Annotated in this window: 12 protein-coding genes; 7 read left to right on the forward strand and 5 right to left on the reverse strand. The window is 65.2% G+C overall.

Annotated elements, in window-relative coordinates; all coding sequences use genetic code 11:
• Positions 1-65 precede the first annotated feature (65 nt).
• The 3 genes from CJ179_RS25900 to CJ179_RS25910 all read left to right on the forward strand — a co-directional run bounded on the left by CJ179_RS25900 (position 66) and on the right by CJ179_RS25910 (position 2,551).
• Complete coding sequence (locus CJ179_RS25900) at positions 66-1,307, forward strand: nitrate/nitrite transporter (protein ID WP_167372174.1); 1,242 nt, start codon at positions 66-68, stop codon at positions 1,305-1,307.
• A gap of 77 nt (positions 1,308-1,384) precedes the next feature.
• A complete protein-coding gene (locus CJ179_RS25905) occupies positions 1,385-2,152 on the forward strand; it encodes a cyclase family protein (RefSeq protein ID WP_095863300.1) in 768 nt (255 codons plus the stop codon).
• Positions 2,153-2,155: 3 nt separating this feature from the next.
• On the forward strand, positions 2,156-2,551 hold the full coding sequence (locus tag CJ179_RS25910) for a RidA family protein (protein WP_072942993.1): 396 nt from the start codon (positions 2,156-2,158) through the stop codon (positions 2,549-2,551).
• 41 nt (positions 2,552-2,592) lie between these two features.
• Here the strand turns inward: CJ179_RS25910 and CJ179_RS25915 are convergent, their stop codons facing one another.
• On the reverse strand, positions 2,593-3,381 hold the full coding sequence (locus CJ179_RS25915) for an IclR family transcriptional regulator (RefSeq protein WP_095863301.1): 789 nt from the start codon (positions 3,379-3,381) through the stop codon (positions 2,593-2,595).
• Between the two features lie 394 nt (positions 3,382-3,775).
• Positions 3,776-4,690, reverse strand: coding sequence for a LysR family transcriptional regulator (locus CJ179_RS25920; RefSeq protein WP_095863302.1), 915 nt, complete (start codon positions 4,688-4,690; stop codon positions 3,776-3,778).
• A 229-nt stretch (positions 4,691-4,919) separates the two neighbouring features.
• On the opposite strand from CJ179_RS25920, the gene CJ179_RS25925 reads away from it, so the two are divergent.
• From CJ179_RS25925 to CJ179_RS25935, 3 genes are all read left to right on the forward strand, one after another.
• Entirely contained in the window at positions 4,920-6,179 is a 1,260-nt protein-coding gene (locus CJ179_RS25925) for a DUF1116 domain-containing protein (RefSeq protein ID WP_095863303.1), read from the forward strand.
• Complete coding sequence (locus CJ179_RS25930; protein WP_095863304.1) at positions 6,176-7,021, forward strand: hypothetical protein; 846 nt, start codon at positions 6,176-6,178, stop codon at positions 7,019-7,021. The genes CJ179_RS25925 and CJ179_RS25930 overlap by 4 nt, the downstream gene beginning before the upstream one ends.
• 92 nt (positions 7,022-7,113) lie before the next feature.
• Positions 7,114-8,568 carry an amidase gene (locus tag CJ179_RS25935; protein ID WP_095863305.1) on the forward strand — a complete coding sequence of 485 codons (1,455 nt, stop codon included), beginning with the start codon at positions 7,114-7,116 and terminating at the stop codon, positions 8,566-8,568.
• A 109-nt stretch (positions 8,569-8,677) separates the two neighbouring features.
• Here CJ179_RS25935 and CJ179_RS25940 read toward each other — a convergent pair whose 3' ends face one another.
• The 3 genes from CJ179_RS25940 to CJ179_RS25950 form a co-directional block, all read right to left on the reverse strand.
• On the reverse strand, positions 8,678-8,857 hold the full coding sequence (locus tag CJ179_RS25940) for a hypothetical protein (protein ID WP_015888663.1): 180 nt from the start codon (positions 8,855-8,857) through the stop codon (positions 8,678-8,680).
• Positions 8,858-8,950: 93 nt separating this feature from the next.
• Complete coding sequence (locus tag CJ179_RS25945; RefSeq protein ID WP_095863306.1) at positions 8,951-9,640, reverse strand: response regulator; 690 nt, start codon at positions 9,638-9,640, stop codon at positions 8,951-8,953.
• Positions 9,637-11,202, reverse strand: a complete 1,566-nt coding sequence (locus CJ179_RS25950) for a sensor histidine kinase (RefSeq protein ID WP_095863307.1) — start codon at positions 11,200-11,202, stop codon at positions 9,637-9,639. Before CJ179_RS25950 ends, CJ179_RS25945 begins: the two co-directional genes overlap by 4 nt.
• A 160-nt stretch (positions 11,203-11,362) precedes the next feature.
• Here CJ179_RS25950 and CJ179_RS25955 point away from each other — a divergent pair, with 160 nt between their 5' ends.
• Positions 11,363-12,748, forward strand: a complete 1,386-nt coding sequence (locus CJ179_RS25955; protein WP_072943006.1) for a cation:dicarboxylate symporter family transporter — start codon at positions 11,363-11,365, stop codon at positions 12,746-12,748.
• Positions 12,749-12,777 lie beyond the last annotated feature (29 nt).

The raw sequence follows: 12,777 nt of genomic DNA on the forward strand, positions 1-12,777 counted from the left end.
TGCGCTCTCTCCCAATCTCACCCGCGGTTGCCTCGAAGGCAATGTGCCCGATGGAAGGAACCCCATTGTCGACTATTGACGGTAGAGACGGCGACGTCTACCAGGCCAGATGGCGAATGCTCGCTCTGCTCGTCCTCGGCTACGTCAGCCTGACGTTGAACTGGTTCAACATCGCGTCGGCCTTCACCCCCATCAGCGAGGACCTCGGCGTGAGCTTCGAGCAGCTCGCCATGCTGATCGCGCTGTTCGTGCTCGGCTACGGGGTCGCCCACGTCCCGGGCGGCATCATCGCGGCCCGACTCGGGATGAAGCGCACTCTCGTCCTCGGGATGGTGCTCCAAGGGGCCGGTGCGGCGCTGTCCGGCGTCGCGGTCGGCTTCCTCGACCTCGCCCTGTACCGAGTGATCGCCGGTGTCGGCGCGTCCATCTTCATCGCCGTCGCCGTCGCCGCGGTCAGTGTGTGGTTTCGTGATCACGAGATCAACCTCGCGCTGGGCATCGCGTGCGGTGCCGCATTCAGTACCGGTGTCGCGCTGGGTCTGTATGCGTGCATCTACGTGACCGACCTCGCGGGATGGCGTGGCATGCTCGCGATCTGCGGCATCGTCAATATCGTCTTGGCGGCGGCGGTGGCCGTGTGGTTCCACACCCCGCGCGGCGTCAGCGGACTCCACGGCGGCCGGATCAGCCGCGCCGGCCTGATCCGGGCTCTGGTCGACAAGCAGCTGTGGATCTACGGCATCGCCATGCTCGGTGTGTACGGCGCCTACTTCACCGCATCGCAGCTGTTCAGCGAGTACGCGGTCGCGCAACGCGGCTTCACACCCGGCCAGGGCGGTATGCTCGGCGCGATCCTGGCCCTCGCGGGAATCCCCGGCAGCCTGGTCGGTGGCAAGGTCGCGGACCTGGTCCGCAACTACCGATCCGTCATCGTCGTTCCCCTCCTGCTGATGGGGGCACTGATCGCCGCGATCCCCGTCGCCCCCGATGCCCTGCTGTGGTTCATCTCCTTCGCGATCGGATTCCTTTTCGTCTTCAGCTACCCGGCCTGGCTGGGTGTGCCCGCGGACCTGTCGAAGATCGATCCCGAACAGGTCGGCACCGCGGTCGGCGTGATGCTCACCCTCGCGGCGGTCGGCGGATTCATCGTCCCCGTGGTCTTCGGGCACATCGTCCCCGATCACGGTTTCGCGGCCGGTTGGATTGCTGTCGCGGCGATCTCGGTGCTCACCGCCCTCGTGGGTCTGCTGGGCAGGAAGCGAGCCGCCGAGCCGGTCGACGAAGACCGCAAACTCACAGTCGGCTGACTGTGCACCTACCACATCCCCTGTCGCGCTGTGAGATCCAGAGTGCGACCGACCGAAAGAAATGAGGAAGTAAGCAGATGAGCAGAATCATCGACATCTCCATGGTCACCGACGGTGACCCCACCCTCGAGGGCAAAGGCGTCATCTTCGAGCCGCACTCGCTCGGCGCCGAATGGAACCAGGAAAACTACGACATCGACCCGAATCACTGGCCCACGCCCGGTGCCGCGTTCGCGGTCGAACATATCGACATGAACTCGCACACCGGCACGCACATGGACGCACCGTGGCACTTCGGCCCGGTGATGGCGGACGGGTCGAAGCCGAAGACCATCGAAGAGTGGCCCATCGAGCGATGCATGGGTGACGGAGTCGTCATCGACATCAGTGATGCCGAAGACGGCGCGGAGGTCTCCCTCGAGGAAATTCAGCAGAAGCTGAAGGACATGAACTACACCATCAAGCCGGGCGACATCGTCCTCACGATGACCGGAAACGACAAGTACTGGGGGAAGCCGGAGTACACCACCCGTGGTGGCGGACCCAGCCGTGAGGCGCTCAAATGGATCCTCGAACAGGGCGTGACGGTCGTGGGAACGGACGCCTGGAGCTACGACCGTCCGTACGCCGCATGGGCCGCCGACTACCACAAGCACGGCAAAGACCCGAAGTACCTGTGGCCCTGCCACCTCCTCGGCCTCGAAATCGAATACGCGCACATCGAGAAGCTCGCCAACCTCGACCAGCTGCCTCCGCACGGTTTCAAGGTCATCGCGCTGCCCATCAAGATCGCCGGCGGCACAGCCGGATTCGTCCGGGCCGTCGCCATCGTCGACGAGGACTGACCAATGACCACTGTCGGCGAAGATGTGAAGTACGTGACCGTTCCCGGCCTGCAGGCCGATGCCGCCTGGCACTGGGCAGCGGAAGCCGGGAATCTGGTGTTCACCTCGGGAGCGGTGCCGCACGACGAGTCCGGTGACATCGGTGAGGACCTCTCGGCTGGGGCACAGGCGGACCGGGCGTTCGCGAACCTCGAGCGTGCCCTGCAGGCTGCGGGCAGTTCGATGGACCGCATCGTCAAGATCACCGGGTACCTGACCGACCCGGAGTCCCTCCCGGAGATTCGTACTGTCCGCGACAAGTGGATTCCGAACCGTCCGCCGTCGACGTTCGTGTACGTAGCCGGTCTCGTGGATCCCCGGATGCTGATCGAGTTCGAGGCGATTGCCGTCAAGAGCTAGAGGCTGCCGGTAGGTCTTCTCCTCGGCGCCGAGGAGAAGACCTACCGGTTTCGCCAGCCCATCAGCTGGGAAAGCGATTGGGCGAGTCCGAGCACCTCGTGAAGAACGAGATCCCGCGGCGGCATCTGTTCGCGGTAATTGGCGATCGACACCGACGCCGTCACCTCGCCTGCGGCGTTCCGGATCGGCGCTGCAATCCCACATGTGGCAGTGGTGACATCCCGGTCGCTGGTGGCGTAGCCATCGGCCACGATCTGCTTCAGCTTGGCCCGCAACTCGGCGGGTTCCGTGATCGTGTACTCGGTGAACGAACGCAGCGGCTCCTGGACATAGGTGTCGATGAACTCGTCGGGGCAGTATGCGAGCAGTACCAATCCGCGGGCTCCCGTGTGGAGGGGATAGGCGCGGTACGTATTCGCATAGGACAGGGTGGGAACGGGAATGCGGGGTTCGACGCTGGCAATGGCCACCGACGAATGCCCGTCCCGCTCGGCGATCTGAACGAATCCGTTGATCCGATCGGCGGCCGTCCGCATCAACGGTTCGCTCGTCGTGAAAAGGGGATGATCGCCGAGGTAGGCGGAGCCGATGGCGAACATCCGGCGACCGACGTAGTGCAGACCGGTTGTGTCGTCGCGCCTGACGAATCCCTTGTCACGAAGGTAGGTCAGTGTGCGGTGCGCAGTTGCCCATTTCGCTCCGGTGGCTTCGGCCAGTTCTTTCGCGCGCATCGGCTGTTCCGCGAGCAATTCGAGCATGTGCATTCCACGATCCATGCTCTGCATCGTGGAATTCTCGGACTTTTTCTCGGGCTCGTGCGCGCTGCTCACGCTCAAAATATACCATGGCTCGGTTTCGAAATGGATTCCGGTTCAACCAGACAGGGATTATTCGGCCTCGTGAATTATCCCCATGAAGCGCGGCGCTGTACGCGAGAAAAGGGGCGAAGAATTGAAGCCGGTAGTCCGTAAGGGGTCGACCAGGTCGTCGACCGGTTCGAGGGCGAGATCGTGTCGGGACGGTGGGCGGTCGGAAGTCGGATTCCGACCGGACTGAGCGCGGTGTCTCCGGAGGATATCGAATCCATCCGGAAAAGGAATATTGAATGGGCGGCGTCCACGGAGACCGCATATTCGGGGCCGGACGCCGACGATATACTTGTCCCGGACAAATGTCGTGAGTACCCGGAACCTGGCGGCCGGTAAGTTATTCGCTGCATTACCGTCACAGTTGCTCGGCCAGCCGGCGAATGCCGTGGCGAAGCCATCGGTGACCGGGATCGTCGGAATGGCGCGGATGCCAGTACATCATCTCGGTGATCGGGGCCAACGAAACCGGCGGCTCGAGCAGTCGAATGCCGGCGCTGCGGTGAAGTGCTCGCGCCAGGCGCTCGTACAGCACCGCCACCATCTCCGTTCCTTCCAGCAGGAATGGGGCGGCGACGTAACTGGTCGTCGACGCTTCGATGCGAAAGGGCAATGAGATTTCGTCGAACTGGGTCTCGGCGAAGGACGGCGGGATTCCGCCGGTGGCGGACAGGTGCGGAAACGCGCTGAACTGCTCCCGCGACATCGTCTCGCCCACAACGGGATGGTCCGCGGCGACCACACAGACGTGCCGGTCCGTGAAGAGGGGGGCGCTGGCGTAAGCGGTTCCGACGTGTCCCACGATCTCGCGTGGGATGATCACGAGATCAGCCCGCGCCTCGAGCAGCGGACCGAAGTAATTCGTTTGTGGCGGAGCGATATTGATCCGCACGTTCGGCGCTTCGCCGGCAGCCGCCCTGACGAACGAGCGGAGTAGGACGAGCGTGACATAGTCACTCGCGTGGATGGTGAACGTGCGGGTGTCACTCGCCGCGTCGAACGGTGCACGCACGGTCACCAGCGTCTCGATCGATCCGAGTATGTCGTGGACCAGGTATGTGAGGGACTCCGCGAGCGGTGTCAGCGTCATCGACGACCCGTCGCGGACGAGCAGGGGATCGTCGAAGAGTTTTCGCAATCGCGACAATGTGCCACTCATCGCCGGTTGCCCGACCGAGAGTTGCTTCGCAGCGCGAGAGACGCTCCTCTCCGACAGGAGGGCGTCCAGGCCGACGAGAAGGTTCAGATCAATTCGGTTCAGTTTCATTCGCATCTCTCGTCACCTCTCCGGACGTTCGCCGGCGGTCGATCATCAGTCGAAATGATACCTCTCATCGGCAAGATGTGACCAGCATGATCTCGCTAAATCGGCTGTGCCTCGGTATCTTTGGGATTGCCGAGCGGGCCGATCGGTACCTCTGCCCGCAACAATCCGGAGATGTCGTCCGTGGCCCGCTTCCAGCCGGCCGGACACGTCCTATCCGACTTTCGATGGAGTTGTCATGACTGTAAGGGATGGTTGGGCGGTACTGGACACCACGTCCGCGACCGCGGTCGGTGTCAGACGGGCGGGAGATGTCATCGACACGGTGGATCGCCGCTCGTACCTGCACGCCGGCCCGCAGGTGGAGCCCGGCGAGGTAGTGGGTCCGATGAGAGGTGCGATTCTCGGGGCGCTGGTGCTCGAGGGTGAGGCTCCCGATCTCGCGGCCGCCGGTGAACTGTTCGACGCGGGGAAGATCGATCTGCGGCCGTGTCACTCGGCATCCGCTGTCGGGGCGATGGCAGGCATCATTTCTCCCAGCACTCCGATGGTGGTGGTGGAGGGAGACGACGGGCACAACGCGTTCGCGCCGTTGAACGAAGGGCTCGGTCGAGCACTCCGGTTCGGTGCCAACGATGCCGCTGTGCTCGAGCGGCTGCGGTGGATGAGTACCGTCCTGACGCCGGTTCTCGACGACGCGTTGCGGGCGGTGGACGGTATCGATATCACCGCATTGCAGTCGGAAGGTCTTCGGCGCGGCGACGAATGCCACAATCGGAACGTGGCGTCGACGGCGGCGCTGACGATCAGGCTCGCGCCCGCCGTGGTCGAGCACGCCCCGGACTCGGGGACCGCCGCGGCCGTCCTCGATTTCCTCGCCGGCAATCCCCACACCTTTCTGTCTTTCTCGATGGCGGCAGCGAAGCTCGTCGCGGATGCCGCCCACCGCTGTGGAACCCGGGGGTTGGTGACAGCGATCGCGGGAAACGGCCGGCGGATGGGGATTCGCGTCAGTGGCCTCGACTCGTGGATCACGGCATCCGCGCCCGTAGGAGATCCGAAGCTGTTCGAGGGCTATACCGTCGACGATGCCTGCCCGATGATGGGTGATTCGCTCGTGACCGAGGTGATCGGGCTCGGCGCCTTCGCTCTGTCGGCGGCCCCCGCCATCAGTTCCTATATCGGGGGAAGCCCCAGCGTGCTCCAGGACTATGTGTCCGAGATGCGTCAGATCACCCGAGGGGGTAGTAGTCGGTTCCTGATTCCCGGCGAGGGTTTCCGGGGCACACCGATGGGAATCGACGTCGAAGCGGTAGCGCGTACGGGAATTTCCCCGGTGGTCAACAACGGATTCGCTCACCGAGATGCGGGGATCGGACAGGTCGGCGCGGGAATCACCAGGCTCCCCATAGAGCCGTTCGTAGCCGCGCACAACGCCTTGCTGGATCTGGGAGCAGGCGATTGGCTGACGTCAGCGGGAAGCCGGTGGGGTGAATGATCTGGGCGAGGCCTGCCAACGCCCTGCGCCACGTCGAGAAGCTCGACGCGCGAGTCACTCGCATCGTCGCGGGATTCGCTGCAAGCGACGTCTTCTGGTCGTCCGGTTGTGATCCGAGAAGGTTCCCCACCAATTCGGCGGGATCTCTGGTCGTGCCCCACATGTTGTGGGACATGAGCAATGGCGACGTCGTCGCGATCGACGACGTCGAGGTCGGATACGGCGGAGCGGCCCCGGGACGTGCCTTCTCCCTGCTCAGCGAGCTGGGTCTGAGCGATCCGGTGGCACGCGGGATTGCCTATTCACGAAGGTCGCTGACCCGGCTGGGATGCGACGGCCGCACGGTGCTGCAGTCGATCGCCCATTCGGATTGGCCAGGATTTCGATTGCACACTCCGACCAGGATCGGGACAGCGTGGGTTCTGCGTGTCACGGCGGACAATCTCGAGGACCGGCTGAGACCGGTTGGCGCAACAGCGGTGCGACCATCGACGGGCAGGATCGCCGCGATGATCGCGGACGAACTGGACCGCGACGATCTGCCCGGATGGGCTCGAGGTTCTCGGATCGCGCGGTACCTCCCCTCCCGCGATGCCGCGCGGAACGCAGGTTTCGTCGATCGGAGTGATCGGAATTCGCCTGCTCCGGATCGAAGCAGGGCGTATCAGTTGATCGTGGAGCAGGGAAGTCTGCAGTTGTGGTTCGAACTTCCGGACCAGCAGGGCGCCGGTGGGCAGCTGCCCCGGGACGCGTACGTCTTGATGCGGAATCTGCGGATTCCGAGGCCGAGTGGCGAGAGTGTCGTGGCAGACGATGATCGTCTTCGGTACGGCTACCGCTGACTCCGGGGCGGACGAACTCGCGGCTCCGTCCGGCCGATCGTCCCGATACTCACAACACCCGATGCATGTCCATTCACGAAGGAAGGTCGTCCATGGCGGAGCCGCTGTACTACCGCAGCGCGACGGAGCTGTCTCAGCTGATGCGTGCAGGAGAGCTCTCGGCGCGAGAAACCGTGTCGGCGCATCTCGAGCGCATCGATGAGGTCAACCCCGACGTCAACGCCATCGTGACGTACCTTCCGGAAGCTGCGATGGAGCAGGCGGCAGCCGCCGATCAACGGTTTGCATCCGGCGGGTGGGACGGCCCGCTCCACGGAATTCCCGTCGCCCACAAAGATAACCACCTCACCATGGGAGTCCGGACAACCTTCGGTTCCCGGATCCACGAGCACTACGTGCCCGAACTCGACGATCTCGTCGTGGAACGGATGAAGGCCGCGGGCGTCGTCACGCTGGGCAAGACCAATGTTCCCGAGTTCGTCGCAGGTGGTCATACCTTCAACGACCTTTTCGGTGCGACGCGCAATCCCTACGACCTCGCCGTGACCGCGGGCGGTTCATCGGGAGGTGCTGCCGCAGCTCTCGCCGCCGGCATGCACCCCATCGCGGACGGCAACGACATGGGCGGGTCTCTTCGACTCCCGGCTGGGTACTGCAATGTCGTCGGATTACGCCCGAGTGCCGGGCGGGTGCCCACCTACCCTGCGTCCGACGGCTGGTGCGGGCTGTCCGTTCAAGGGCCGATGGCACGCTGCGTCGACGACGTTGCGCTGCTGCTGTCGGTGATGGCCGGTCCGGACGGCCGGTCTCCCCTCAGCCTGGAGGAGCCCGGATCCCGATTTGCAACTGTCGCCGCAGACGGCCTTCGAGGTCGAAGAATCGCATTTTCCGTCGATCTTGGCGGAACCATTCCGGTGGACCCGGAGGTTCGCCGAGTCGTCGAACGCGCTGCGCACACGTGCCGGGAGGCAGGCGCGATCGTCGAGGAAGCATGCATCAGCTTCGACGGCGCGGGCGAGTGCTTCAGGACTCTGCGTGCGTGGCAGTTCGAAGCTGCGCTGGGTGATCTGTTCGACGCGAATCGGGAGTGGGTTCGGCCCAGTCTGTACGAGAACATGCTTGCCGGGCGACGACTCTCCGGTCGAGACGTCGGTCGCGCTGCGCGGCTCAGGACGGAACTCTTCCATCGCATGCGAGAGTTTCTGGAAACGTACGACGGTCTGCTTCTCCCGGTGTCGCCCCTCCCGGCGTTCGACGTCGACCTGCAGTTTCCCGCCTCGGTGTGTGGCGTACAGCAACCGGATTACCTCGGCTGGATGGAGTCCGCGTGCCACGTCACCGTGACCGGCCACCCGGTCATCTCTCTACCGGCGGGCTTCAGCGAAGCGGGGACACCACTGGGGATCCAGCTGGTCGGGCGACACCGCGCGGAGGACCAATTGCTCGATATGGCGAAGGATTTCGAGCAGCGGACGCGGCACGCGTGGACTCGCCCCCGATCGTGCGCGTCCGTCGATCACCGGCCCGGCGACGGACAGCGGGACTGACGATTCGAACGCAGGTTCGCACCGGTCTGGCGGGCCCAGGGCACGACGGCGTCGACGGACGCTACGAGACATGCACAGATGTAGCGTTCGAGTTCGCCCCCCGCACTGCTCAGATGCAGAAACTGATGCTGGCCGACCCCAGTGGCAGGTTGAGGCAGACGGCGATCGAACCGACTGCCGGGGTCGGTGACGGCGCGGCCGGCGCCGCGACAGCTGCGGGAGCAGCCAGAGTACCGAGCGACAGGGTCAATGCGATTGCGGCGAGTGTGGTGGCAATTCTGCTAGACATTGTGAAGGTCCTTGACTGAGTTACTGCGAGCCGGAGGTGACTCCTCTACAATCGTCCACCGATGTGACCTAGGTCACAACCCCGGTTCGTACTTCAGCGCAGCTCGTACCGGATCTGCGGACGGCCGGCCCTGCCGTACTCGGTGTGCCGGGTGAGCACCCCGTCGTCGGCGAGACGTTCGAGATACCGCCAGGCCGTCACCCGGGAGACCCCGATGCTGGCCGCCACCTCGGCCGCCGTCAGCGGTCCGGCAGCGTCACGGACGCACGCCGAAACGTGGTCGAGCGTCTGTGGTGCAACGCCTTTCGGGGATGCAGCGCGCTCGTCGGAGGTGCGTAGCGCGGACATCGCCCGATCGATGTCGTGCTGACTCAGTGCGTTGCTTCCGGCAGGCAGGGCGTCGCGGAATTCCCGGTACCGCTCGAGTTTGTCGCGGAACGCCGCGAACGTGAACGGCTTCAGGAGATACAACGCGATTCCGCGCGCCACGGCGGTGCGGACCATCTCCAGGTCGCGGGCCGAGGTCACGGCGATCACGTCGGGACTCGGTCGCACGCCGCTCAGTGCCGCCGCGACGTCGAGGCCGCTGGCATCCGGCAGGCCGATGTCGAGGAGGACGAGGTCGATGGGGTCGTCGCTGCCGTTCGCCGCGGCGACCGCCCGCATGGCGCCGTTGCCGTCGTGAACGACGGTGTGCACCGAAAAGCCCGGAATGCGTTCCACATACGCCCGATGGGCCTCGGCGATGAGTGGTTCGTCCTCGACGATCATCACGCGGATCACGAGGCGGCCCCCTCGATCGGGATCTCGACGACGACCATCGATCCGAGTGACGGCTCCGTGTGGATCGTCCCGCCGTGCCGGGCCACCACCTGGGCCACCAACGCCAGTCCGAGCCCGCGCTGACCCGACTTGGTGGAGTAGCCGCGCGTGACCGCCTTGTCGAGTTCGTCGGCGGGAATGCCGGGTCCGCTGTCGGCCACCCGCACCACCATCGTCGAATCCTCTTGACGGACGGTCACTTCCACCCACGCATCCTCTCCGGGGGATTCCATCGCGCCGCGGGCGGCGTCGATCGCGTTGTCCACGAGATTACCCACCAGCGTCACGAGTTCACGCGCACTGAGCGGCGCCACGGGCCCGAGAGCGGTGTCCTCGGTGACGGTCAGGTCGACTCCCCGCTCGGCGGCCACCCCAACCTTGCCGAGCAGCAGTGCGGCCAGGGCGGGTTCGTGCACCGCCGTCATCAAGCGGTCGATCAGTTCCTGCGACAACCGCAGATCCTCGGTGGCGAACGCGATCGCGTCGTCGTAGCGGCCCAGTTCGACCATCGTGATGATCGTGTGCAGTCGGTTTGCCGATTCGTGCGCCTGTGACCGCAGCGATTCCGCGAAGCCGCGCACGGAGTCGAGTTCGCCCATGATGCTTTGCAATTCCGTGCGATCACGCAGTGTCAGCACGGTCCCGAGACGCTGCCCCTCCCACGTCACGGGTTCCCGGCTGACGAGCAGCACGCGGTCGGGGGTCACGTGCACCTCGTCCCGGGAATCGTCGTCCTGCGACTGCCGCAGCGACTCCGGCAGCGCGGCCAGCGGGACGGGGCCCTCGGGGAGATCGAGGAGGCGGCGCGCTTCGTCGTTCACCACTTCGGCATTCGCGGTGTCACCGCTGTCGCGGCCGAGCACCACCAGGCCCTCACCGATCGAGTGCAGGACGGCGTCGTGATGCTCGTACATCTGCCGCAGCTCGTCCGGGGCCATCCCCAGCGTCTGACGGCGCAGGCGCCTGCTCAGCAGGAACGAACCTGCCGCCGACACCGCCAGACCGATCGCGGCGACCGCGAAGATGGTCGGCAGGCTCGCGGCGAACTGGTCGCCGATCTTCGCCCGGGTGACGCCGACGGACACCAGGCCCGCGATCCGGTCGCCGTCGTACACCGGTGTCACCGCCCGGATCGATGGTCCCAGCGAACCGGCGTACGTCTCCGTGAACGTCTCCCCGCGGAGCGCGCGCTCGATGTTCCCGGAGAACACGCCGCCGATCAGCTCCGGGTTGGTGTGAGTGAAGCGGATGCCCGCGGGCGTCATCACGACGATGAAATCGGTGCCGGTCGCGGCGCGGATCTGCTCGGTCTGGGGCTGGAGAACGGCCGTCGGGTCGGGGGACCGCAATGCCTCGACGGTGCCGTCCGACAGCGCGAGTGTGGTCGCGACGGCCGTGACGGCGCGCCGGGTGGTCTCGTCGCTGTCGCGACGCTGGTCGACGATGGCCAGCGCGGTCCCGGCGCCGATGACCAGCACCAACACGACGAGCTGCAGGAGGAAGAGCTGCCTCGCGACGCTCATGGGCCGTCTCGGCGGATGGTGCGGCAATGCATTTCTCCTGAACGTAATGAACACAAACTTCTCCAGCCAAGCGATCGCTTAGAAGATTCTTCCAAGACGTGATCGCGGTCACTCACCGGCCTCACCGATCAGCTTGCCACTCGAATTGGAGGACAATCCCATGAGTACTGCGACAGGGAAGACCAAGAAGCGCGACCGGACACACTGGTTGTACATGGGGGTCATCGTCGCCGTCGTCGCGGGCATCCTCGTCGGGTGGCTGGCTCCGGGAGTCGGCAAGTCGCTCGGCGTGCTCGGCACGATGTTCGTCGATCTGATCAAGATGATGATCAGCCCGGTCATCTTCTGCACGATCGTGCTCGGCATCGGATCGGTGAAGGCCGCCGCCAAGGTGGGCAAGGTCGGCGGACTCGCCCTCACCTACTTCATCGGCATGTCCACGGTCGCGCTCGGCATCGGTCTGCTGGTCGGCAACCTGCTCGACCCGGGCACCGGCCTGAACATCAGCGCCGACACCGCAAGCACGGGTGCGGCGCTCGCCGAGAAGGCCCACGGAGCCGGCGGCACCATGGACTTCCTCCAGTCGATCATCCCCACGTCGCTGATGTCCGCGCTGACCGAGGGAAGCGTCCTGCAGACCCTGTTCGTCGCGCTGCTCGTCGGCTTCGGACTGCAGGCCCTGGGCAAGCAGGGTGAGCCGATCCTGCGTGCAGTCGGCTCCGTCCAGAAGCTCGTCTTCAAGATCCTGTCGATGATCCTGTGGCTCGCCCCGATCGGTGCGTTCGGTGCCATCGCGAACGTCGTCGGCCAGACCGGCCTCGGCGCCGTCGTCCAGCTCGCCACGCTCATGCTCGGCTTCTACCTCACCTGCCTGATCTTCGTGTTCGGTGTCCTCGGATCCGTGCTCCGCGTCGTCGCAGGCGTCTCGATCTTCAAGCTGGTCCGGTACCTGGCCCGGGAGTACCTGCTGATCTTCGCCACGTCCTCCTCCGAGTCGGCCCTGCCCCGCCTGATCGCGAAGATGGAACACGTCGGCGTCGAGCGCACCACCGTCGGTGTCGTCGTCCCCACCGGCTACTCGTTCAACCTCGACGGCACGGCGATCTACCTGACCATGGCGTCGATCTTCATCGCCGACGCAATGGGCCAGCCGCTGTCCTTCCCCGAGCAGCTGTCGCTGCTGGTGTTCATGATCATCGCGTCCAAGGGTGCTGCCGGAGTCAGCGGCGCCGGGCTCGCCACCCTCGCCGGCGGCCTGCAGAGCCACCGTCCCGAACTGCTCGACGGCGTCGGCCTCATCGTCGGTATCGACCGGTTCATGTCCGAGGCCCGCGCGGTCACGAACTTCTCCGGCAACGCCGTCGCCACCCTGCTCGTCGGTTCCTGGACGAACACGATCGACAACGACCGCGTCCGCACCGTCCTCGACGGCAAGCTCCCCTTCGACGAGTCGACGATGGTCGACGATGGCCACGGCGAGGTCGTCGAAGAGCAGGCCACGGAGACCCCTGCCGCCGACGAGCCGAAGGTACTCGTGAAGAGCTGACACCCACTCCGAAGTAAACCTCTGTGCGC

It is taken from the genome of Rhodococcus sp. ACS1, assembly GCF_002300155.1.
Classification (GTDB): Bacteria; Actinomycetota; Actinomycetes; order Mycobacteriales; family Mycobacteriaceae; genus Rhodococcus_F; species Rhodococcus_F koreensis.

Coding starts and splice junctions, on each gene's coding strand:
- CJ179_RS25950 (WP_095863307.1), bottom strand. CDS start 11,202: ATGAGCGTCGCGAGGCAGCTCTTCCTCCTGCAGCTCGTCGTGTTGGTG.
- CJ179_RS25905 (WP_095863300.1), top strand. CDS start 1,385: ATGAGCAGAATCATCGACATCTCCATGGTCACCGACGGTGACCCCACC.
- CJ179_RS25930 (WP_095863304.1), top strand. CDS start 6,176: ATGATCTGGGCGAGGCCTGCCAACGCCCTGCGCCACGTCGAGAAGCTC.
- CJ179_RS25955 (WP_072943006.1), top strand. CDS start 11,363: ATGAGTACTGCGACAGGGAAGACCAAGAAGCGCGACCGGACACACTGG.
- CJ179_RS25935 (WP_095863305.1), top strand. CDS start 7,114: ATGGCGGAGCCGCTGTACTACCGCAGCGCGACGGAGCTGTCTCAGCTG.
- CJ179_RS25940 (WP_015888663.1), bottom strand. CDS start 8,857: ATGTCTAGCAGAATTGCCACCACACTCGCCGCAATCGCATTGACCCTG.
- CJ179_RS25925 (WP_095863303.1), top strand. CDS start 4,920: ATGACTGTAAGGGATGGTTGGGCGGTACTGGACACCACGTCCGCGACC.
- CJ179_RS25920 (WP_095863302.1), bottom strand. CDS start 4,690: ATGCGAATGAAACTGAACCGAATTGATCTGAACCTTCTCGTCGGCCTG.
- CJ179_RS25910 (WP_072942993.1), top strand. CDS start 2,156: ATGACCACTGTCGGCGAAGATGTGAAGTACGTGACCGTTCCCGGCCTG.